We start from the raw sequence: 22183 nt of genomic DNA on the forward strand, positions 1-22183 counted from the left end.
CGCAAGCTTTCACATACCAACGAGTAGCTCCGATGATGCTACCCGCCGGTAATAAGACGCAACCCCCATCGGGCGAAGTGTGAGAAGGGTCTACCTTCTCGCGGAGGCCGCGTGTCTCGGTAGGCTTGCGCCCATGTACGGATACGGCGGCCAGCCCATGGACGGTGCTGCTGCTCAGCAGCAGTACGCCCAGCCGCAGCAGCAGATGCCCGGCGCGGGCGGGTACGGCCAGCAGCCTCCGCTCTACCCGGAGCCGTCTCCGCCCTCGCTCGCGGACGCGGTACGGGCCTTCACCACGGGCCAGTTGACCGCCGAGGACTTCCAGCAGGTCTTCGCCACGTCCAAGGTGTACTGCCCGCGCGGCGACAACCCCGGGTTCCTCGCCCTGCACAACACCCAGCAGCCGGTGATCCCGATGTTCACCTCGCTGAAGGAGCTGCGCCGGTACGCCGGCAAGGAGTCCAAGTACTTCGTGATCACGGGCGCGGAGGTCATCGACCTGCTGCCGACCGGCTACGGCTTCGTCCTCGACATGGAGGGCGAGCACCGGATGGTCTTCGACGCGAAGGCGGTCGAACAGATGGTGGAGTTCGCGATGCGGCGGATGTACGGCTAGACGTTCGGCTAGACGCCCCCACTCGGACAGCCGCGCACCGGGCGGGCCGCTGCTTTCGGGCACACATGTCCCACGGCTGTCCTCGGAGCCCCCCGGATCCCTCCGTAAACCCGCTCCCCCTTTGTCACAGCCATGCCATAGGCTGCCCCCTGGCAGCCGCGCCCCACGCGCAACCGCTCTTCCGCGGTCGTGTACGGGTGCCGCGCGGCGCTCTCATCCACCCGGCGAACCCGGGTTTCCACTGGGGGTTTCATCACTGTGCGCATGCGCAGCACTTCGGCCGCGACGGCGCTCGCGGTCCTCTTCAGCTCGGCGGCGCTGAGCGTCGTGGCGGCGGGGACCGCCTCGGCACAGTCGGCCGTCCTCGGCACGCCGGTCGGTCTCGTCGCCGACAGCGCCGTGAAGCGTGTCTTCGTCGCCGACGAGGCCAACGGCCGGATCCTGGCCACCGACTACAACGGCACCCTCGTCGACCTGAACGTCGGCTTCGGTGACGTCAGCGACCTGGCGGTGTCGGACGACGGCGCCACCCTGTACGCGGCCCAGGCCTCCGGTCACGCGATCCTGGCGCTGGACGCGGCCACCCTGGAGATCAAGACCACCTACGACATCGGCACCGGGGCCACCCCGCACGAGGTCGCCTTCACCGGAGGCCGGCTCTGGTTCTCGTACCGGACCGAAGGCACGGACGGGTACCACGGCAACCTGGGCTCGGTGGACCCGGCGGCCACGGATCCGGCCGCCGCGGTGACCCTGGGGCAGTTGCCGGAGACGGTCGCCCCCTACTACAACTCGGGCCTTCTCGGCGCGAACCCGGCCGTCCCCGGCCTGCTGACCTACGCCGACAGCGGGGACTCTCCGGGCGCGGTCAACCTCCTTGACGTCTCCGGTGCCACCCCGCAGCTGGTCGCCAAGACGGACGGCGGACGCTACTCCAGCGACGTCGACCTCCTGCCCGGCACCTCCCAGGTGCTGTGGAACGGCGATCGGAAGCTGACCTACGCCGACGGCACCTTCACGGAGGGCTCGGACCTCACCGAGACCGGCTGGTTCGGCGACGTCTCGCCGAGCGGCCTGATCGCCCAGGTCTACGACCGCCACGTGAACGTCTACAAGGCGGGCTCGGCCACGCCGGTGCGCCGGTTCGAGGCCGGGAACTCCTCCATGGGCGCGGTCGCCTGGGCTCCCGACTCCTCCCGGGTGTTCGCCCTGGCGGGCAACTACGACAACACGTACACCCTGAAGGCGTTCTCGGACCCGACGCTCAGCGTGCCGGCCCTCACCGTCAACGCGCCGGCGTCCGCGACCCGGGCCAAGAAGCTCACCGTCACCGGAAAGATCACCGCGAGCGTCGCCCTCCCGGCCGGCTCGCGGCTCGCCGTCACCCGCACCGACCTGGAGTCCCCGAACGGCAAGGCGCTCGCCTCCGCCACGGTCAAGGCGGACGGCACGTACTCCTTCTCCGACACCCCGCCGGCCGGCGGCACGGTCACGTACAAGGTGAGCTTCGCGGGCGACGCCGAGCACACGGCGGTCTCCGCCTCCGACAAGGTCGCGGTCTCCCGTGCGGCGACGAGCCTGAGCCTGAACAACAACGGCAAGCTGTACAACTACGGCGCCGACGTGAAGTTCACCGCGCACCTGGGGACGACGTACAAGAACCGTTCGGTCAAGATCTACGCGGACCCCTTCGGCAGTGACAAGGGCAAGAAGCTGATCAAGACCGGCAAGGTGGACTCCCACGGGAACATCGCCGGCTGGGTGGACATGACCCGGGACACGGCCGTCTCCGCGGTCTTCGACGGCGACGCCCGTTACGCGCCGAAGACGGTGAAGGCCACGGCGTACGCGCGGGTCAAGATCTCCACCGCGGTCTCCAAGCACTACAAGACGGCGAAGATCGGTTCGACGTCGTACTACTGGTTCCACAAGAACACCGACCCGGTGTTCACCACGACCATGACCTACTACCCGGGCCGCGAGCACCGCCTGGACCTGGAGGTCTACTACCAGGGGAAGTGGTACTCGGGGGACTCCGAGTACTTCGCGCTCGGCACGAGCGGCAAGTCGGCCGTGCGGATCGGCGCTCCCGGCGAGTCCGGCATCCGGGCGCGGCTGCGTTCGGTATACGTCAACGGCTCGTCCGGCGACACCGTGAACTCCACGACGTACGGCGGCTGGAAGTACATCTACTTCAGCAACTGAGCCACTGATCCACTGATCGGCGGATGACCGGGCCCGGAGGGAATGTCCTCCGGGCCCTCTCCGTTAGGGGTAGCAGAAAGTTCAACGCTCAACTAAACTGGGCGTACAAGGAGGAGCCAACATGCCTGCAGTGACCGTCGAGAACCCGCTGACCCTTCCCCGGGTGGCCGCACCGGCCGACGCCGTGGCCCGTCCCGTGCTCACCGTCACGACCGCGCCGAGCGGTTTCGAGGGCGAGGGCTTCCCGGTACGCCGGGCGTTCGCGGGGATCAACTACCGCCACCTCGACCCGTTCATCATGATGGACCAGATGGGTGAGGTGGAGTACGCGCCGGGCGAGCCCAAGGGCACGCCCTGGCACCCGCACCGTGGCTTCGAGACCGTCACCTACATCATCGACGGCATCTTCGACCACCAGGACAGCAACGGCGGCGGTGGCACCATCACCAACGGCGACACCCAGTGGATGACGGCCGGTGCCGGCCTGCTCCACATCGAGGCGCCGCCGGAGTCCCTGGTCATGTCCGGAGGCCTCTTCCACGGCCTGCAGCTGTGGGTGAACCTCCCGGCCAAGGACAAGATGATGGCCCCGCGCTACCAGGACATCCGCGGTGGCAACGTGCAGCTGCTGACCACCCCCGACGGTGGCGCGCTGCTGCGGGTCATCGCCGGTGAGCTGGACGGTCACGCCGGTCCCGGCATCACGCACACGCCGATCACCATGATCCACGCGACGCTGGCCCCCGGCGCCGAGCTCACGCTGCCCTGGCGCGAGGACTTCAACGGGCTGGCGTATGTGCTGGCCGGCAAGGGTGCGGTGGGTGCGGAGCGCCGGCCGATCCACCTCGGCCAGACGGCCGTCTTCGGCGCGGGTTCCTCGCTGACCGTCCGTGCGGACGAGAAGCAGGACTCGCACACCCCGGACCTGGAGGTCGTCCTCCTCGGCGGGCAGCCGATCCGGGAGCCGATGGCCCACTACGGCCCGTTCGTCATGAACACCAAGGACGAGCTGATGCAGGCCTTCGAGGACTTCCAGAAGGGCCGCCTGGGCACGATCCCGGCGGTCCACGGAATGACGGAGACGGGCCCCGAGGCGTAACGGACCCGCGACTCCAGGAGGCCCGGCGTAACTCCTACACCGGGCCTCCCGCCATTCGCTTTCCGGTGGACCGAGACGGGTGGTGGGTGTCACTCGGCAGGGGGTGTACGGCAGGGCGTCGGGGGGCCTTGCGTGATGCGCTGGACGCGTGTCCCTGCTGCCCGAGCCCGTGCGTCGGTTCGCTGCCTGGTGTGCCGTTCTGCTGCTGGCCGCCGGCGTCGGCTGGGTCGGCATCCGGCTCTGCTCGGAGTTCCGCACCGCGGTGACCCCCGTGCTGCTCGCCCTCCTCGGCACCGCCCTGCTCGGGCCCCTGTACCGGCGGCTCGTCACGGCCGGCGTGCAGCGCTCCCTCGCCGCCGGCCTCACCTGCGTCGCCGTCGCAGCCGTCGTCGGCGGGGCCGTGTACATCGTCGTCGCCGCGCTCATCGACACCGGCGGCCAGATCACCTCGTCCCTCAAGAACGCCGCGAAGTCGCTCGCCCAGCACTTCGGCGCCGCCGGGACCTCGCTCGACGACCTCGCCGACAACGCCAAGGACCTGCTGGGCAAGTTCGGCGGGACGGCCGCCTCCAACGTCATCAGCGGCGTGAGCGTGGTCGGCGAGGGCATCGCCATGGCCGTACTGGCGTTGCTGCTGGTCTTCTTCTTTCTCCGTGACTCGCATCTCGTCGTCGAGTCCATCCGGGCCATGGCCCCCGGCGGCAGCGCCGACCTGCTGGAGGCCATGGCCCGTCGTGCCTTCGAGCGCATCGAGGGGTTCATGCGCGGCACCACCGTCATCGCGTTCATCGACGCCGTCTGCATCACCGTCGGCCTGCTGGTCCTCCGGGTGCCGGGCGCCGTGGGACTCGGCGCGCTGGTCCTCGTCGGCGCCTACATCCCCTACCTCGGCGCCTTCATCTCCGGCGCCGTCGCCGTACTGGTCGCCCTCGCCGACCGGGGTTTCGTCATCGCGCTGTGGGTGCTCGGTGTCGTACTCGCCGTGCAGGTGCTGGAAGGGCATGTGCTGCAGCCCATGATCCAGAGCCGGACCGTGCAGATGCACCCGGCGGTGGTGATGGTGACCATCACCGCGGGGGCCTCCGTCGCCGGGATCCTGGGCATGCTGCTCGCCGTACCGCTCACCGCGGCCGCCTTCGGAGTCGTACACGAGCTACGAGCGCGGTACGCGACCACCACCTAGTCCACACCTAGTCCCCGTCGTCGCCGTACCCCCCGTCCCCCTCGTACAGCTCGAACCAGATGCTCTTGCCCTCCCCGCGCGGCTCGACGCCCCAGGCCTCCGCCAGGAGCTCGATCAGGACCAGGCCGCGGCCGGAGGAGGCCAGCTCCCCGGGGCGGCGCTTGTGCGGGAGGTCGTCGCCGGCGTCCGTGACCTCGACGCGCAGCCGCCGCTCCGGGGCCTGGCCGCCGACCTCGGCGAGCAGCAGCGCGTCCGCGTCGGTGTGCACCAGCACGTTCGTGAGCATCTCGGAGACCAGCAGCACCGCCGAGTCGACCTGGTCGGGCGAGCCCCAGTCGTGCAGCAGCTCGCGCAGGTGCTGGCGGGCCTCGGCGATCCGCTCGGGCTCGGCCTGGGCCACCGACAGCAGGGTGCGGCGGACCAGGGGCCGTACGGCGATGGTCCCGTCGCCGTGCACGGCGCCCGGCCGGGACAGCAGCAGGACCGCGATGTCGTCCTCGCGGCGGTCGGCCAGCGGTCCGGTGGTGTGGTGCGATGAGGGGCCGTGTACGGCCTGGACCAGGGCGTCGGACAGTTTCTCCAGGTCGCTGTCCTGGTCCTCCATGATCGCCCGGACCCGCTGCCAGCCGCTCTCCATGTCATGGCCGCCGGTCTCGATCAGACCGTCGGTGCAGATCATCATGGTCTCGCCGGGTTCGAGGGTGAACCGCGTGGTCGGATAGTCCGCGTCGGGGTCGATGCCGAGTGGCAGCCCGCCCGCCGTCGGCCGCCGCAGCACCGTGCCGTCGGTCATCCGGATCGTCGGGTCGAGATGCCCCGCGCGGGCGATCTCCAGCATCCCGGTCGCCGGATCCGCCTCGACGTACAGGCAGGTCGCGAAGCGGAGGTCGGTGATCTCCTCGTCGTAGGTGACCCCGTGCAGGAAACGGGAGGCCCGGGAGAGGACCGCGTCCGGGCGGTGGCCCTCGGAGGCGTAGGCGCGCAGCGCGATCCGGAGCTGGCCCATGATGCCCGCGGCCCGTACGTCATGCCCCTGGACGTCACCGATGACCAGCGCGAACCGGCCGGACGGCAGCGGGATCATGTCGTACCAGTCGCCGCCCACCTGGAGTCCGCCGCCGGTCGGGATGTAGCGGGCGGCCACGTCCATGCCGGGTATCTCGGGGCCGAGCGTCGGCAGCATGGAGCGCTGGAGGCCGTCGGTCAGCTCCCGCTCCGAGTCGGCGATCCCGGCCCGGGACAGGGCCTGCGCCAGCATCCGGGCCACCGTGGTGAGCACGGACCGCTCGTCGGGCGTGAACGACACCGGGTAGGTGAACCCCGCCATCCAGGCGCCCATGGTCCGCCCGGCCACCGTCAGCGGCAGAAAGGCCCAGGACCGGCGGCCGAACCGCTGGGCCAGCGGCCAGGTGACCGGGTAGCGGGACTTGTACTGCTCGGCCGAGGAGAGATAGACGGCCCGGCCGGTCCGTACCACCTCCGCCGCCGGGTAGTCGGTGTCCAGCGGCATGTTGCTGAAGGGGCTGTCCTCGTCGATCTGCTGACCGTGGTGGCCGATCATCGTCAGCCGGTCGCCCTTGGCTCCGAAGACGGCCAGCCCGTCCGGGGAGAACCCGGGCATCGAAAGACCCCCGGCGACCCGCAGCACCTCCTCGGTGGACCGCGCCTCGGCCAGCGCCCTCCCCGCGTCCAGCAGGAACGCCTCACGGGAGCGCCGCCAGTCGCCGGTGACCGGATGCTGGGCGGCGCTGCCGGGGGCCGGCTCGGAGACCTCCTGGATGGTGCCCGTCACCCGGTAGACGCGCTCCTCGGAGTCGTACACCGGCCGGAAACGGCTGCGCACGGTACGGATCAGCCGGCCCCGCTCGTCCATGACCCGCAGCCGGACCTCGCCGAGCGTGCCCTCGGTGGCGGCCAGCCGGGTGATGCTGGTGTTCTCGTTCCAGTCCACGGGGTGGAAACGGGACCGGACCAGGGCCTCCGAGAGAATGGACGGTTCGGCCGGCAGCCCGATGAGCCGCGCCGCCTCCGCATCCGCGGTGACCAGCCCGGTGGCCGTGTCCCAGTGCCACAGCCCGGTCGCGAGGGCGGCGAGGACGTCCTCCACGGCGGGCAGGGGCTCGCCAGTTCGCATTGCCCCACTTTAAGAAGATGAGATCGAAGAGTGCCACTGTTTCGGACCGAGATTAGTGGGACCGAGACCATCGCCCCCCTGCCCCGGTCCGCCGTCGCCGCGCCCCGCCCCCGCCTGCGGTTAATGGTGGGGAGGCGATCTTTGGGTGCCCGGTACCCTTGATGGGTCCGGGCGCCATGGCTTGGTGCCGGTCGAGGAGAGCACCTCGGCAGACCACAAAGAAGAGGAACACCCGACGATGCATCGGTACAGGTCCCACACCTGCGGCCAGCTCCGCGCCTCTGACGTCGGCACCGACGTCCGGCTGAGCGGCTGGCTGCACAATCGGCGCGACCTGGGCGGCATCCTCTTCATCGATCTGCGCGACCACTACGGCATCACGCAGCTCGTCGCCCGCCCCGGCACCCCGGCGTACGAGGCCCTGGACAAGCTTTCCAAGGAATCCACCGTCCGGGTCGACGGCCGCGTTGTTTCACGTGGAACCGAGAACATCAACCCCGACCTGCCCACCGGCGAGGTCGAGGTCGAGGTCGGCGAGGTCGAGCTGCTCGGCGCGGCCGCCCCGCTGCCGTTCACGATCAACACCGAGGACGGGGTCAACGAGGAGCGGCGCCTGGAGTACCGCTTCCTGGACCTGCGCCGCGAGCGCATGCACCGCAACATCATGCTGCGTACGGCCGTGATCTCGGCCATCCGCCACAAGATGGTCGCCCTCGGCTTCAACGAGATGGCCACCCCGATCCTCACCGCGACCTCCCCCGAGGGCGCCCGTGACTTCGTGGTGCCCTCCCGCCTGAACCCGGGCAAGTTCTACGCCCTGCCGCAGGCCCCGCAGCAGTTCAAGCAGCTGCTGATGATCTCCGGCTTCGACCGCTACTTCCAGATCGCGCCCTGCTTCCGCGACGAGGACGCCCGCGCGGACCGCTCGCCGGGCGAGTTCTACCAGCTCGACGTCGAGATGAGCTTCGTCGAGCAGGAGGACGTCTTCCGCCCGATCGAGCAGCTGATGACCGAGCTGTTCACGGAGTTCGGCGGCGGCCACGAGGTCACCTCGCCGTTCCCGCGGATCCCGTTCCGCGAGGCGATGCTGAAGTACGGCTCCGACAAGCCGGACCTGCGCGCCCAGCTGGAACTGGTCGACATCACCGACATCTTCGAGGGCTCGGAGTTCAAGGCCTTCGCCGGCAAGCACGTCCGCGCGCTGCCGGTGCCGGCGGTCCAGGACCAGCCCCGCAAGTTCTTCGACCAGCTCGGTGACTTCGCGGTCTCGCAGGGTGCCAAGGGCCTGGCCTGGGTCCGCGTTGCCGAGGACGGCTCGCTCTCCGGCCCGATCGCCAAGTTCCTCACCGAGGACAACGTCGCCGAGCTGACCAAGCGGCTCCAGCTGGCCGCCGGTCACGCCGTCTTCTTCGGCGCGGGCGAGTTCGACGAGGTCTCCAAGATCATGGGCGCGGTGCGGGTCGAGGCCGCCAAGCGCGCCGGGCACTTCGAGGAGAACGTCTTCCGGTTCTGCTGGATCGTCGACTTCCCGATGTTCGAGAAGGACGAGGAGACCGGCCGGATCGACTTCTCGCACAACCCGTTCTCGATGCCCCAGGGCGGCATGGAGGCCCTGGAGACCCAGGACCCGCTGTCCATCCTGGCCTGGCAGTACGACATCGTCTGCAACGGCGTCGAGCTGTCCTCCGGCGCGATCCGGAACCACGAGCCGGACATCATGCTCAAGGCGTTCGGCATCGCGGGCTACGACGAGGAGACCGTCGAGCGCGAGTTCGCCGGCATGCTGCGCGCGCTGCGCTTCGGCGCCCCGCCGCACGGTGGCATCGCCCCGGGCGTGGACCGCATCGTGATGCTCCTGGCCGACGAGCCCAACATCCGCGAGACCATCGCCTTCCCGCTCAACGGCAACGCCCAGGACCTGATGATGGGCGCGCCGACCGAGCTGGAGGAGGCCCGGCTGCGCGAGCTGCACCTGACCATCCGGAAGCCGCAGCCGAAGTAGGCGAAAAGCGCGGAGGCAAGAGCCGACGCCGGGGTCGAGGAAAGCGCCGGCGTAAGGGGTTCTGCAAGGGAAGCCTTACCGCGCTGGAATTTCATGAGGGCCGGAAATCACCGTAGATTTCCGGCCCTCATGGTGTGCGGCGGCCCGCGGTGGCGGGCGGTGCGGCCTTGGCACCCTTGGAGACCTGCTGCGAGCTGCGGTCTCGGAGACGGCCGAGAGCACTGCTGTGCAGCGCCTTTTCCGGCGCGTCGGGTATATCCGGCGCGCCTCCGGCATATCCGGCGCCGGTTTCCGGACTTAATCTCGCGCACTGGTGGAAGAGCGCTCTTTTCTCAGCTCTCGCAAAGCTTTCCTACCTACCTTCCAGCCGCATGACAGACAACGAAAAGCTCGATCAGACCCGTCCGGACGATCCGACGCGCCGCAAGGTCGTCACCGTGGGCGCCGGTGCGGTCGCGGCGGTCGGCCTGGGCGGGGCGTTCGCCGCGAACGCCGTCGCGGGGGAGAGAAAGGCACCGGGGCACGGCCCGAAACCGGCGCCGCCGGAGGACTGCTACCTGCTCACCTCGGAGGCCGTCGAGGGCCCCTACTACATCGACGCGGACAAGCTCCGCCAGGACGTCACCGAGGACAGGCCGGGCATTCCGCTCACGCTGAGCCTCCGGGTGATCGACTCCGAGACCTGCGGCCCGGTGCGGAACGCGGCCGTCGACATCTGGCACTGCGACGCGATCGGCGTCTACTCCGGCTACGAGAACCAGGGCAGCGGCGGCGGAGGCGGGGGCGGCGGTGGACCGGCTCCGACCGGTTCGCCCACCGGCACGCCGACCGGCGTCCCCACCGGACCCCCGCCCGGCGGTGGCGGCGGCCACCAGGAGCCCACCGACGACACCCGCTATCTGCGCGGCACCTGGCACACCGACCGACACGGCCATGTCACCTTCAAGACCGTCTTCCCGGGCTGGTACCAGGGCCGCTGCGTCCACATCCACGTCAAGGTGCACGTGGACGGCGAGTGGACGGACGCGGGTTACGAGGGCGGGCACACCTGCCACACCGGCCAGTTCTTCTTCGCGGAAGAGGCCGTCATCGCGACCATGACCCTCGACCCGTACGTCACCAACACCACCACCCGCACCACCCTCACCGAGGACACGATCTACGACCAGTCCGGCACCCAGGGCGGCCTGCTGAAGCTCCGCTACCACAAGGACGACATCGGCAAGGGCGTCGTGGGCTCGATCACCATGTCCGTGGACACGGACGCCACCAACGACGGCGAGGGCGGCGGCGGCCCGGCCCCGTCGGCCTCGGCATCACCGTCGGCCTCCGCGTCGTAGTCCTCCGCCCTGAGCACCGGAAGGCGTCCGGGATCACGACGGTCTCGGGCGCCTTCACTCATGTGACCGGACGGGTCAGGAAACGGACTTGTACCCGCTCCAGCCACTGGCGATCTTCACCCGCGCCCCGAACGACCCCTTGCCGTCACCGCTGGTGCGGTACACGTTGCCGGAGGCGTCGCGGGAGACCAGGTCGGCCCTGCCGTCCCCGGTGATGTCGCCCACGCCGACCACGGCGTTGTAGGAGCCGCCCCACGCGGCGAACAGCTTCACCCGAGCCTTGAAGGTGCCCCTGCCCGTCCCGCTGTAGCGGTACAGGTTGTTGGACTTGTCCTGGGCGATCAGGTCGCCGATGCCGTCGCCGTTGAGGTCCCCGACGCCGACGATCTTCTTGTACGTCTTCCAGTTGTCGTACAGCTTCACCCGGGCGGAGAACTTGCCGGTGCTGGTCCCCTTGTAGAGGTAGACGGTCCCGGTGGCGGAGTTGCGGGCGATCAGGTCCGGTCGTCCGTCACCGCTGATGTCCCCGGGCGAGGTCAGCACGTCGTACTGGTTCCAGCCGCTGCTGCCGATCGTCGTGTACGACGTCGACGGCGTGAGCGCCTTGCCGCAGGCCGGCTTGTACAGGCGCAGCGCGCCGCTGCTCGGCCGCACCAACACGTCGTTGCAGCGGTCGCCGCTGAGGTCGCCCACGGGGACGAACTTCGTGGAGGTGGCCCAGCCGGTGCCGGTGACCTTGCCGGAGAACGTGCCGGTGCGGGTCCCGAGCTGGTAGCTCAGCGCACCCGACGAGGAGAGGGTGAGCAGATCGCCCGCGCCGTCCGGGGTGGCCGAGGCACCGCCGAAGTCCCGGGCGACGGCCGCGCCGCCGGTCACGGTGACCTTGCCGGAGGCCAGCCGCACGGCCGCACCCTGCTGGGTGGCGCTCAGCGTCCAGGTCAGGGGGCCGTCGGGGGCGTAACCCCCGGACGCCGTACGGCCGTTCCAGCTCGCGGTGACGGTCAGGCCGTCGGCTGAACCGGTGAGCGTGCGGACGGTCTTCCCGGCCGTGTCGGTGAGCGTCACCGCCCAGGAGGAGGTGGGCCGGCTGAGCGTCCAGGTGGGCGTCCAGGCGCTGCTCGCGGTGGTGGTGCCCGTCAGCGCGGCGGTCGCCGGGACGGTGGAGCCGGTGACGGCGAGCGTGGGCCAGGCGGTACGGCTGCCGAACAGCTGCGAGTTGGCGCCGCCGGTCGGGGCGCCGGACCAGACGGCGGTAGCGCCGCCGTCCTTGCCGACGCTGACCCGCCCGAGGACGTAGGCAGCCGACGAGCCCGGCAGCGGCGTGGGAGCGGTCCAGGCGCCGTCGCTGCGCACGGACTCCACAAGGTCCCGCTTGTTGCCGACTTCCTGCGGCCACAGGGCGTGCACGGTGCCGTCGTCGGCGATGTCGGCGTCCCACGCCTCGGGGACGTACGACGTGGACAGCGTCTGCACGGCCGACCAGGCGCCGGTGGCGGCTTCACGGGTGGCGGTGCGGGTGCTGAACGTCGAGGTGCGGTCGACCCAGTCGACCCAGACCAGGGTGACGTCGCCCTCCGGGGCGATGAGCGGTTCGGGGGTCTCGGCGAGATTCTCGGTCGCGGTCACAGCGTCGGGCGCCGACCAGATGCCGTCGTTGCCACGGACTGCGGTGCGGATGGTCTGGTTCTCGGACTCGTCGGCGGCCTTGAAGGCGACCGTCGCGGTGCCGTCGTCGGCGGCGGTGAGCTCGGGCGGACTGACGGACTGGTAGGTGGGGCTCGCGGCAGCCGGGGCGGTCCAGCCGGCGGCGCCGGCCGCGCGGGAGACGGTCCGCACTGAGGCCGACGGTCCGTCGGTCTGCTCGTAGACGACGACGGTGGTGCCGTCGGAGGTGACGGCGACGCTCGGCGAGTTCGCCCCGTCGGCACCGTCCGCGGCCGTGTCGCTGAGCTGCGCGGGCGCCGACCAGATGCCGTCGGCACCTCGGGTGGCGCCGTACACCTCCCACGGCGCCCAGGAGTCCGGCGACCTGGCGCTCCATACGGCGGTGAGCGTGCCGTCGGGGGCCTCGGCGAGGTCGATGCCGCCGTCGCCCACGAAGGCGTCGGTGCCACCCAGCGCGACGGGTGCGGACCAGCCGGAGTGGTCGGCGGCGAGCACGGAGCTGACGACCCGGGTGTCGAAGGGCCCGGACCCCGGCGCGGTCTCGTCCGGGTACTCCGACCACAGCGCGGTGACCGTGCCGTCGGCGGAGGGGTGCAGCTTGACGTGGCCGGCCTCTTCCGGGGTGGTGGCGATCAGCGCCGGGGTGCCCCAAGTGTCGCTGCCGGCCGGCCTGACGGCGGCGTACAGCTTGCGTTCAGCGGACCCCGCGGCCGCGAACTGGTTCCAGATCGCGACGGCGGACCCGTCCGGGGTGGCCACCAGATCCTGCACCGAGGTGGAGACGTCGGTGCCGGTGAGGGCGGTGGCCGAGGTCCACGGCACGACCGGAGCCGCCACGGCCGTCGTAGGAAGCGCGGCGCCGCCGGTGACGGCCAGCGCCACCGAAGAGATCGCGACCGCCAGCCGGCGGCGCGACAGGGCGTATCTGCCCACGAGAGAGTCCCTCCCTGCGAGGGTCCCCTGCCCTCGCACAAGTGGACGGACCCTACCAGCAGTTGAGCGTGTACATGCTGGTCAGGTGTCGTACCGGCCGTCCCAGGGCTCGCCGAAGCCCAGGCGGTCCGGGTACAGCTCGGCCCACGGGCCGTCCTCGTCCTCCTTGGCCACCAGACCGAACAGCACGCCGTCGACGGTGAGCCGGAACGGGCGGATCGCTATGTCCGTGTACGTGCGCCGGGGCAGGCTGCGCAGCATGGTCGCCAGCCGGGCCCGGGCCCGGGACAGCACCGAGTCCGTTCCGTCCGGGTCGCGCCGCTGCTCGGCCCAGCTGCCCGCGCACCAGATCTGCGAGTCGCGGTAGCGGCCCTCGGCGTCGAAGAGATGGAGCACCGAGTACAGCCGTTTCTGCTCCTCCCAGCCCTCGTCGAGCCGGAACCCCTCGGGGAACGCGTACGTGACCGACGCCAGGAACTGTCCGTCGGAATAGCGGCCGATCGCCTCGGTACGGCCGTGCGGCTCGTAGGCGATCGGGATGAGCTCAGGGGTCATGGCGAAACCATACGGATGTGTCGGGGACATGCAGGGGCCGGGGCCTCACCCCGCCCAAACATTCACTTGATTCTGCCGAGGATGCCACGGCGTTCTCGCAGCAGAGCACCCGCCTCCTGCTTCGACTGCGGCGCCGAGCTTCCGCGTGACCGCCCGGCAGAGCCGCGAATGCGAACAACCGCTCCATTCGTCGCCGGTTGTAGTGATCGCCGCCATGAATCACGGTCGTGTGTGCGGTGGTCGTACTACGGTCCGATGCCATGAGGCTGGTGGTGCAGGTAAAGCTACTGCCGACGCCCGGACAGGCGTCGGCCCTAGAGGCGACTCTGCGTGCCTGCAACCGGGCCGCCACCTACGCGTCCAAGGTCGCCGTCGCGAAGGGCCTCAAGGACCGCAACAGTCTGCAGAGGGAGGTGTACACGGATCTGAAGGCGATGTTCGGGCTGTCGGCGCAGCCGGCGGTGCGAACGGTGAAGAAGGTCGTCGACGCCTACACGGTCCTGAAGGCCAATTCCCGGGCCGGGAACCTGGGTTCGCCCACCTCGAAGCGGTACCGCAGGGCCGTCGGCGGTCCTGTCGTGTTCCGTCCGGAGGCGGCCCAGCCGTTCGATGACCGTTGTCTGTCCTGGCAGTACGACGCGCACACTGTCTCCATCTGGACCGTGGACGGGCGGATGAAGGGCATCCGGTTCTCCTGCTCGCCGGATCAGCTCAAGATGGTTGTGGCGTACCGCAAGGGTGAGAGCGATCTTGTCCGGCGCGGAGGCAAGTGGTTCCTGATCGCGACCTGCGAGCTGCCCGACCCAGAGGTGTACGAGCCGGTCGACTGGATCGGGGTGGACCGGGGCGTCGTGAATCTGGCTACGACCAGCGACGGCACCAACTACCAGGGGCGTCGGCTGGACCGTTACCGGCGTTGGCAGGCCCGTAAGCGCGCCGAACTCCAGCGGAAACAGACCCGATCGGCCACCCGTCGCCTCGCCCGCCGTGCGGGGAAGGAGAAGCGTCATGCCACCCAGGTGAACCATCGGATCAGTAAGGAGATTGTGCTTGACGCGCAACGCACCGGTCGTGGGATCGCCGTCGAAGAGCTCGGCGGGATCCGCGAGCGGGTACGGCTTCGTCGCGACCAGCGGGGCAACCTCTCCTCTTGGCCTTTCCACCAGCTCGGACAGCACCTCGCCTACAAGGCCAGGAAGGCCGGGGTGCCCTTCCTCGAGGTGGATGCGGCCTACACCTCGCAGCGCTGTCCGCGCTGCGGGCATACCGAGCGGGCCAACCGGCCTGGCCGGGATCACTTTTGCTGTCGTCGGTGCGGGCTCGCTGGCCCGGCTGATGTCGTCGCCGGGGTAAACGTGCGCGATCGCGCTCGCTCGGCGTGGGTGTTCGTCACCGCACCCGCACCCTCTCCCTGACAGCTGCCAGGGGCTGGGTGGATGCGACCCGTGACCGTCCTGTCGTAGGGGGCAGTCGGGAGCGCGACGAGGTGTGAACGACCGAGTGCACAAGGTCGGCCGTTCACGGCCGAGAAGGTGACGGCAACTTTTTCGATCTCCGTGACCACAGAGGAGTGAGGCCCGCTCCGGCGGGCCCGTCCCCAGCACTTCGGACGTATGTAAGGACTCCCCCGTGGCCTCTGTCTCTCACCGTCGGTCTCTTCGTACGCGACGTACCCTCGTCGTCTCCGCCGCCGTCGTGGCCGCCGGTGTCGGTGCCGGTGTGCTCGTGCTGAGCGCGAACGCGTCCGGCGCCGGCCTCTACCACCAGACGCTCGCCGCCAAGGACGGCTGGGCGTCCTCCGGTTCCGGTACGACCGGCGGTGCGAAGGCCGACTCCGCGCACACCTTCACCGTCTCGACCCGCGCCCAGCTGGTGAAGGCGCTGGGGTCGGCGTCCGACACCACCCCGCGCGTCATCAAGGTCAAGGGCACCATCGACGCCAACACCGACGACTCCGGCAAGAAGCTGACCTGCGCCGACTACGCGGCGGGGACGGGGTATTCGCTGGCCTCCTACCTGAAGGCCTTCGACCCGTCGACGTACGGCCGTGCCAAGCTGCCCTCCGGGACGCAGGAGAAGGCGCGGGCCGCCGGTCAGGCCAAGCAGGCGAAGAACATCGTCTTCAGGGTGCCGGCCAACACGTCGATCGTCGGCGTGCCCGGCACCAAGGCCGGCATCACCGGAGGCATGCTCCAGATCCAGAGCGTCGACAACGTCATCGTCCGCAACCTGACCTTCTCCGACACCGAGGACTGCTTCCCGCAGTGGGACCCGACCGACGGCGACGACGGCAACTGGAACTCCGCGTACGACTCGGTCACCCTGCGCGGCGCCACCCATGTCTGGGCCGACCACAACACGTTCAGCGACGCCGGCCACTTCGACAGCACCAACCCGAAGTACTACGGCCGTGAGTACCAGGTCCACGACGGCGAACTCGACATCACCAAGAGCTCGGACCTGGTGACCGTGGAGCGGAACCAGTTCACCAGCCACGACAAGACGATGCTGATCGGCAGCAGCGACAGCGAGCCCGGCGGCAAGCTGCGCGTCACCCTGCACCACAACGTCTGGAAGGGCATCGTCCAGCGCGCCCCGCTGACCCGCGTCGGCCAGGTGCACCTCTACAACAACTACTACGACGTGACGACCCTCAACGGCTACGCGCTGCAGTACAGCATCAACTCCCGCGCCAAGGCCCAGGTCGTGGCCCAGAACAACTACTGGACCGTGCCGAGCTCCATCAAGACCTCCAAGCTGCTCAGCGGCGACGGCACCGGCTCGGTGGCGGGCAGCGGGAACCTCGTCAACGGCACGACGACCGACCTCGTCGCCGCCTACAACGCGGCGAACTCCAAGAAGATCAAGACGACGGTCAACTGGACGCCGACCCTGACGGCGGGCCTGCAGTCGAGTGCGAAGAACCTGCCGGCGGAGCTGGCGAAGACGGTGGGGGCGGGTGTGCTGACCGCGAGCTGAGAGATTCTTCGCGCCGGCTGTCACACTCCCGGCGGCGTACGCGTCAGAGAGGTGTCCGACACCTTGTGGTGAGGGGAGCCTCTCATGCGGATCGCCCATGACGTCGTCACCGTTCTCGCGGCCCTGTTGGCCGGGTTCTCCGGGACCGTGCTGCTGATGCGGGCCGACTGGATCGTCAAGGCGCTGACCGACTACCGGGTGCCGCGCGCCTGGTGGACCCCGCTGGGGGTGGCCAAGGCCGCCGGTGCGGTCGGGCTGTTGGTCGGGTTGTTCGTGCCGGTCGTCGGGGTGCTGGCGGCGGTGGGGCTGCTGCTCTACTTCACCGGGGCCGCGATCACCGTGGCCCGGGCGAAGTGGTACTCGCACATTCCGTTCCCGCTGGTCTACGCGGCTCCGGTGGCCGGAGCGCTGGTGCTGGGCCTCGTGAGCTGACGACCGCTCGCGGGGCTCAGTCCTGGGAGGCCTTGGGCTTCGGGCGGTGCACCCGGCGGCGCAGGGCCGGGCCCAGGCGGACCAGGAGACGCTTGTCGATGCCGGTGACCCGGCGGTCCACCGCGGACAGCTGCTTGGTGGCGGCGGTCAGTTCCTTGCGGAGGGCGTCGAGCCGGCGGGTCGTCTCGGTCGCGCGCTTCTCGGCGGCGGCCAGCCGGTCGCGCAGCTCCTTGTTCTCCTTGGCGTGCCGCGCGGCCCTGGTGTCGGCCGCGGTGATCCGCTCCCGCAGCCGGCTGATCCGGTAGCGCATCTGGCCGTCGTCGCCGCCGTCCCAGACCGGCATCGACGCGGGCAGGTCGAGGGCGGCCAGCCGGGCGTCGAAGGCGGCGCCGCCGTCGCCGTGGGTGTAGGTGTTCCGCAGGTCGTTGCGGTCGAGGAAGGCGATCATGCGCTCGAAGCGCTCGCCGTGCCCCTTGAGCATGGCGGAGAAGTCGGCGTCCTCGTACAGGTCGCGCGGGTCGGTGCCGGCGTCCAGTTCGGTGAGCGGGCGGTGCGGGATGTCGAAGTAGCGGCACAGTTCGAGGGTGCGCGAGTCGTGGGTGAGGACCACGCTCGGGGTGCCGGCCAGCAGGGCGGCGACATTGCCGTGGATACGGGTGCCGTAGGCGAAGTCGTAGCCGCGCAGTTCGTCGATCCAGGTGGCCGGGTCCAGCGGCATGCGGACCTTGTTCTCCTGGAGCAGGGCGTGGCTGAGCCGGAGCGGGAAGGGGTCCGTGTGCCCGGACTCCGGCGAGGTGTCGCCCCACATCAGCAGTTCCGCGTCGACGGTGTTCTGCGCGTAGTAGGTGAGGTGGGGGTAGCGCTCCCACGCGTGCCGGGCCAGGCCCGATATGTCGCCGACGGGTATCGCGTCCGGGGAGAGGTTCAGGGCGATGCGCGAGGCGGCGGTCAGCTCCGTGGCCCGGATCTCCGGGAAGGTGTCGCCGTACAGGAACATCGACGGGCAGCCGATGATGTCGACGTCGTTGAAGCCGAGGCCCTTGAGGTAGTCCGAGGTCAGCTCGCCGCGTACGCCGATGGAGGCGGAGCGGTCCAGGACGGCGCGGGCGAAGCGGCGGACCGAGTCGTCCATGGGCTTCAGCCAGCCGGTGTCGTAGTCCGCGGGGGCCTGGGCGCCGACGCCGAACACCACGACCGGGATCGTGAGTTGCTCGATCAGCGTCGTGAGCCGGTCCAGAGAGGCGTGGAAGGCCGGGCGGAAGGCGTTGGCGAGCGGGATGACGAAGGCGTCGTACTGCTCGTTGATCTCCGCGGCCCGGCGGGCGGAGGGGTCGGTGCGGATGCCGTTGGACGTCACCTCGGTGTCCGGGGTGGTCAGCATCTTGTGGGCCGAGTCGCTGAAGAGCAGGTTTCCGGTATTTGTCCCGATCAGGTCCTGGTGGATGAACTCCGCCGGAGTGGCGACACGGAACGGGCTCTTCCCGGAACGGATCAGGATGCGTTTCACGAACGGCACACTATCCCGGAGGTAAACGTGAGGTGAAGGAGCAGTAAGAGTCTGATAGGTCTCTTTCCTGGGACTTACCTCACGACGAAGGCCGGGCGGGAGGGGAGCCTCCCGCCCGGCCTTCGTCGGTGTGTGTGGTGCCGGCGGCGCCTATGCGGCGGTCGTGCCGCCGAAGCGCTCCTTGTACGTCTCCAGGTCCTCGTCCGTGAGCTTGGCGAAGAGGACCGGGGGGACCGTGAAGGGGGTGCCTGCGGGGACCGAGCTCAGGGACTTCGCCTCGGCGGCGGTGACCCAGGTGGCACGCTTTTGATCAGACACAGTGTCGGCGAGGGCGAACGCCTCGCGCATGATCTTCGCCGTGGCCGGGATGAAGGGTTCCGAGACCACCGAGTAGAGGTGGATCAGGTTCATCGCCGTGCGCAGGGTCAGGGCCGCGCCGTCCTTGTCCGTCTTGATCTCCAGCCAGGGGGCCTTCTCCTCCAGGTAGGAGTTGCCGGCCGACCAGAGGGCACGGAGGGCCGCCGCGGCCTTGCGGAACTGGAGGGACTCCATCTGGGACTCGTACTCGGCGAGGAGGGCCGAGATCTCCTCGCCCAGCTTCGCCTCCGCCTCGCCGGGCTCGCCGCCGGCCGGGACCTCCTCGCCGAAGCGCTTCTTGGAGAAGGACAGGACGCGGTTGACGAAGTTGCCGAGGGTGTCGGCGAGGTCCTTGTTCACCGTGGCCGTGAAGTGCTCCCAGGTGAAGGAGGAGTCGTCCGACTCGGGGGCGTTGGCGATCAGGAAGTAGCGCCAGTAGTCGGCGGGGAGGATCGCGAGGGCCTGGTCGGTGAAGACGCCGCGCTTCTGCGAGGTGGAGAACTTGCCGCCGTAGTACGTCAGCCAGTTGAAGGCCTTGACGTAGTCGACCTTCTTCCACGGCTCGCGCACGCCGAGTTCGGTGGCGGGGAACATCACCGTGTGGAAGGGGACGTTGTCCTTCGCCATGAACTCCGTGTAGCGGACGTCGTTGTCGACGTCGTACCACCAGGACTTCCAGTCCCGGGTGGACGGGTCCTGGTCGGCCCACTCCTTTGTCGCGCCGATGTACTCGATCGGGGCGTCGAACCAGACGTAGAAGACCTTGCCCTCCGCCGCCAGCTCCGGCCAGGTGTCGGCCGGGACCGGGACGCCCCAGTCCAGGTCACGGGTGATCGCCCGGTCGTGCAGGCCCTCGGTCAGCCACTTGTGGGCGATCGAGGAGGCCAGCTGCGGCCAGTCCCTGTCGTGCTTCGAGACCCACTCGCGGACCTCGTTCTCCAGCTTGGACTGGAGGAGGAAGAGGTGCTTGGTCTCGCGGATCTCCAGGTCCGTGGAGCCGGAGATCGCCGAGCGCGGGTTGATCAGGTCGGTCGGGTCCAGCACGCGGGTGCAGTTCTCGCACTGGTCGCCGCGGGCCTTGTCGTAGCCGCAGTGCGGGCAGGTGCCCTCCACGTAGCGGTCCGGGAGGAAGCGGCCGTCGACCGGCGAGTACACCTGGCGGATCGACCGCTCCTCGATGAAGCCGTTCTCGTGGAGCTTGCGGGCGAAGTGCTGGGTGATCTCGCGGTTCTCCGGGCTGGAGCTGCGGCCGAAGTAGTCGAAGGCGAGCGCGAAGCCGTCGTAGACCGCCTTCTGCGCGTCGTGCGCCTGGGCGCAGAACTCGTCGACCGGGATGCCCTGCTCCTTCGCCGCGAGCTCGGCGGGGGTGCCGTGCTCGTCCGTCGCGCAGATGTACAGGACGTCGTGGCCGCGCTGGCGGAGGTACCGGGAGTACACGTCCGCCGGGAGCATGGACCCCACCATGTTGCCCAGGTGCTTGATCCCGTTGATGTACGGAAGGGCGCTGGTGATGAGGTGTCGAGCCATCGGGGGCTGCTCCCAGGTCGGATTCGTTGCTGGTTTTGCGAACCTTGAAATCGTAGCCGACATGTGTATGCCGCCCGCTTCCCGTTTTACGGGCTGAGAAGCGGGCGGCATGGGAGAGGCGGGTGCTACGGGCGCCAGTCGATCAGGACGCCGTCGTAGAGCTCCGCGTCCGTGAGCTCCAGGGGGGTCGGGCCCGCGTGGAAGAAGGCCGCGTTGCCGGTCTTCAGCTTGCGGAGGTAGTCGAAGGCCTTGTTCTCGTGCTCGCCGAACGCGACGAAGGAGAAGAACACCGAGGGGTGGGACTTCGCGGCGTCGGTCAGGGACTGGGTGGCGGGGGTCTTGGCGTCGGGGGCGCCGTCGGTCTGGAAGATGACGAGGGCGGGGGTGGCCGGGGCGCCGGGGGTGGCGTTCCTGTCGTAGTGGGCGAGTACGGCTTCCACGGCGGCGTGGTAGCTGGTGCGGCCCATGCGGCCGAGGCCGGCGTGTGCCTCGTCGATCGCGTTCTCGGGGGAGGCCGGGGTGAGGTCGGTGGTGCCGTCGACCTCGGTGGAGAAGAAGACCACGTGGACGGTGGCGGTGGCCGTGGCCGGGGTGAGCTGGGTGGCGAGGGCGAGCGTCTGGTCGGCGAGGGCCGCGGCGGAGCCGTCCTTGTAGTACGCGCGCATGCTCGCGGAGCGGTCGAGGACGAGGTAGGTGGCGGCGTGGGTGCCGGTGAGGCCGGCCTTGGCGAGGGCGGCGGCCGCGGCGGCGTTGTCGGGGGCGGTGGCCTCGGCTTCGCCTTCGGCGGGGTCGTGCCCGCCCGCATCACCCGTGACAGTTTCGTTGTCGGGTGCGGGTGGCCCCTGCGGGGCGGATTCGCCGTCGGCGGCCGCGGCGGGTTCCGGGGCGTCGGCCGGAGTGGGTTCGGGGGTGGGCTCCGTGAGCGTTTCGGCGGCCGGTTCGACCTCGGCCTCCTGGGAGACCTCCGGCTCGGGCGTCGGCTCGGGGGCGGTGTTCGTCTCGGCGGCCGGTTCCGGTGTCGTGGTCTCGGCGGCCGCCGGTGCGGGCTCGTCCTCGGCCTTCTCGGCCGGGGTGCTCTCGGGCTCGGTGGCGACGGCGGGCTCCGCCTCCGCGACCGGCTCGGTCTCGACCTCCGGCTCGACAGCCGCCTCGGCGACGGGCTCGGCCGCGGGCTGCTCCGGCGTCGGCTCGACCTCGGCCTTGATCTCGGCTTGCGGCGCCGACTCGACAGCCACCTCGGCCTCCGGTTCCGCGACCGGCTCGACCTCGGCTTCCGGCTCAGCCGCTACCTCGGCCACGGGCTCGGCCTCGGCCTCGGTCTCCGCCACCGGCTCCGCAGTCACTTCAGCAGCGGCCCCTGTCTCGGCCTTCGCTTCAGCCACCGGCGCGGCTTCGACGTCCGGCGCAACGACCGGCGCGGCCTCGACCTCAGGCTCGGCCACGGCCTCCGGCTCTGCCGACGCCTCCGTCTCAACCTCGGCCACGGCCTTCGGCTCGGCCGGCGTCTCCGCCTTGGCCTCTGCCTCGGCCTCCGCCGCAACCTCAGCCACGGCTTCCGGCTCTGCCGACGCCTCCGTCTCAACCTCGGCCACGGCCTTCGGCTCGGCCGGCGTCTCCGCCTTGGCCTCTGCCTCGGCCTCCGCCGCAAC

General features: G+C 70.0%; 15 protein-coding genes. 9 read left to right on the forward strand and 6 right to left on the reverse strand.

The annotated features are described in order from the left end of the window. Nucleotides 1–133: 133 nt before the first annotated feature. The 4 genes from ACGFZQ_RS31540 (at nt 134) to ACGFZQ_RS31555 (ending at nt 5103) form a co-directional block, all read left to right on the forward strand. Nucleotides 134–616, forward strand: a complete 483-nt coding sequence (locus tag ACGFZQ_RS31540; RefSeq protein WP_393843162.1) for an SseB family protein — start codon at nt 134–136, stop codon at nt 614–616. 264 nt (nt 617–880) lie between these two features. Next, nucleotides 881–2821 carry a YncE family protein gene (locus ACGFZQ_RS31545; protein WP_393843163.1) on the forward strand — a complete coding sequence of 647 codons (1941 nt, stop codon included), beginning with the start codon at nt 881–883 and terminating at the stop codon, nt 2819–2821. Nucleotides 2822–2942: 121 nt separating this feature from the next. Next, a complete protein-coding gene (locus ACGFZQ_RS31550) occupies nt 2943–3920 on the forward strand; it encodes a pirin family protein (RefSeq protein ID WP_351696054.1) in 978 nt (325 codons plus the stop codon). 148 nt (nt 3921–4068) lie between these two features. Beyond that, the gene (locus ACGFZQ_RS31555) at nt 4069–5103 is read left to right on the forward strand and encodes an AI-2E family transporter (RefSeq protein ID WP_393843164.1); all 1035 of its coding nucleotides are present in this window, start codon (nt 4069–4071) and stop codon (nt 5101–5103) included. Nucleotides 5104–5110: 7 nt separating this feature from the next. Here the strand turns inward: ACGFZQ_RS31555 and ACGFZQ_RS31560 are convergent, their stop codons facing one another. Then, complete coding sequence (locus tag ACGFZQ_RS31560; protein ID WP_393843165.1) at nt 5111–7237, reverse strand: SpoIIE family protein phosphatase; 2127 nt, start codon at nt 7235–7237, stop codon at nt 5111–5113. Nucleotides 7238–7475: 238 nt separating this feature from the next. On the opposite strand from ACGFZQ_RS31560, the gene aspS reads away from it, so the two are divergent. Continuing rightward, nucleotides 7476–9239: an aspartate--tRNA ligase gene (gene aspS, locus ACGFZQ_RS31565; RefSeq protein ID WP_393843166.1), complete on the forward strand. Its 1764-nt coding sequence runs from the start codon at nt 7476–7478 to the stop codon at nt 9237–9239. A gap of 371 nt (nt 9240–9610) precedes the next feature. Then, on the forward strand, nt 9611–10579 hold the full coding sequence (locus tag ACGFZQ_RS31570; protein WP_393843167.1) for an intradiol ring-cleavage dioxygenase: 969 nt from the start codon (nt 9611–9613) through the stop codon (nt 10577–10579). A gap of 75 nt (nt 10580–10654) precedes the next feature. On the opposite strand, the gene ACGFZQ_RS31575 is transcribed toward ACGFZQ_RS31570, so the two are convergent. Both ACGFZQ_RS31575 and ACGFZQ_RS31580 read right to left on the reverse strand, forming a co-directional pair. Continuing rightward, a complete protein-coding gene (locus tag ACGFZQ_RS31575) occupies nt 10655–13177 on the reverse strand; it encodes an FG-GAP-like repeat-containing protein (RefSeq protein ID WP_393843168.1) in 2523 nt (840 codons plus the stop codon). Nucleotides 13178–13258: 81 nt separating this feature from the next. Continuing rightward, nucleotides 13259–13732 (reverse strand): hypothetical protein, encoded by a 474-nt coding sequence (locus ACGFZQ_RS31580; protein ID WP_351738215.1) that lies wholly within the window; start codon nt 13730–13732, stop codon nt 13259–13261. Nucleotides 13733–13992: 260 nt separating this feature from the next. Here ACGFZQ_RS31580 and ACGFZQ_RS31585 point away from each other — a divergent pair, with 260 nt between their 5' ends. The 3 genes from ACGFZQ_RS31585 to ACGFZQ_RS31595 all read left to right on the forward strand — a co-directional run bounded on the left by ACGFZQ_RS31585 (nt 13993) and on the right by ACGFZQ_RS31595 (nt 17143). Beyond that, entirely contained in the window at nt 13993–15147 is a 1155-nt protein-coding gene (locus ACGFZQ_RS31585) for an RNA-guided endonuclease InsQ/TnpB family protein (protein WP_393843169.1), read from the forward strand. Between the two features lie 214 nt (nt 15148–15361). Further along, a complete protein-coding gene (locus ACGFZQ_RS31590; protein ID WP_393843170.1) occupies nt 15362–16711 on the forward strand; it encodes a polysaccharide lyase family 1 protein in 1350 nt (449 codons plus the stop codon). An 84-nt stretch (nt 16712–16795) separates the two neighbouring features. Continuing rightward, on the forward strand, nt 16796–17143 hold the full coding sequence (locus ACGFZQ_RS31595; protein ID WP_351738255.1) for a DoxX family protein: 348 nt from the start codon (nt 16796–16798) through the stop codon (nt 17141–17143). Nucleotides 17144–17159: 16 nt separating this feature from the next. On the opposite strand, the gene ACGFZQ_RS31600 is transcribed toward ACGFZQ_RS31595, so the two are convergent. From ACGFZQ_RS31600 to ACGFZQ_RS31610, 3 genes are all read right to left on the reverse strand, one after another. Beyond that, nucleotides 17160–18650, reverse strand: a complete 1491-nt coding sequence (locus ACGFZQ_RS31600) for a polysaccharide pyruvyl transferase family protein (protein WP_393843171.1) — start codon at nt 18648–18650, stop codon at nt 17160–17162. Between the two features lie 150 nt (nt 18651–18800). Further along, complete coding sequence (gene metG, locus ACGFZQ_RS31605; RefSeq protein WP_393843172.1) at nt 18801–20534, reverse strand: methionine--tRNA ligase; 1734 nt, start codon at nt 20532–20534, stop codon at nt 18801–18803. Nucleotides 20535–20659: 125 nt separating this feature from the next. Beyond that, nucleotides 20660–22183 (reverse strand): VWA domain-containing protein (locus tag ACGFZQ_RS31610; RefSeq protein ID WP_393843173.1); only part of this gene is annotated, 1524 nt, incomplete at its 5' end.

Origin of the sequence: Streptomyces sp. NPDC048254, from assembly GCF_043201895.1 — a bacterium.
Classification (GTDB): domain Bacteria; phylum Actinomycetota; class Actinomycetes; order Streptomycetales; family Streptomycetaceae; genus Streptomyces.

What these genes read in the sequence shown, in the direction of transcription:
- ACGFZQ_RS31540 (WP_393843162.1), top strand. Translation starts at nt 134, where the DNA reads ATGTACGGATACGGCGGCCAGCCCATGGACGGTGCTGCTGCTCAGCAG.
- ACGFZQ_RS31545 (WP_393843163.1), top strand. Translation starts at nt 881, where the DNA reads ATGCGCAGCACTTCGGCCGCGACGGCGCTCGCGGTCCTCTTCAGCTCG.
- ACGFZQ_RS31550 (WP_351696054.1), top strand. Translation starts at nt 2,943, where the DNA reads ATGCCTGCAGTGACCGTCGAGAACCCGCTGACCCTTCCCCGGGTGGCC.
- ACGFZQ_RS31560 (WP_393843165.1), bottom strand. Translation starts at nt 7,237, where the DNA reads ATGCGAACTGGCGAGCCCCTGCCCGCCGTGGAGGACGTCCTCGCCGCC.
- aspS (WP_393843166.1), top strand. Translation starts at nt 7,476, where the DNA reads ATGCATCGGTACAGGTCCCACACCTGCGGCCAGCTCCGCGCCTCTGAC.
- ACGFZQ_RS31570 (WP_393843167.1), top strand. Translation starts at nt 9,611, where the DNA reads ATGACAGACAACGAAAAGCTCGATCAGACCCGTCCGGACGATCCGACG.
- ACGFZQ_RS31580 (WP_351738215.1), bottom strand. Translation starts at nt 13,732, where the DNA reads ATGACCCCTGAGCTCATCCCGATCGCCTACGAGCCGCACGGCCGTACC.
- ACGFZQ_RS31585 (WP_393843169.1), top strand. Translation starts at nt 13,993, where the DNA reads ATGAGGCTGGTGGTGCAGGTAAAGCTACTGCCGACGCCCGGACAGGCG.
- ACGFZQ_RS31595 (WP_351738255.1), top strand. Translation starts at nt 16,796, where the DNA reads ATGCGGATCGCCCATGACGTCGTCACCGTTCTCGCGGCCCTGTTGGCC.
- metG (WP_393843172.1), bottom strand. Translation starts at nt 20,534, where the DNA reads ATGGCTCGACACCTCATCACCAGCGCCCTTCCGTACATCAACGGGATC.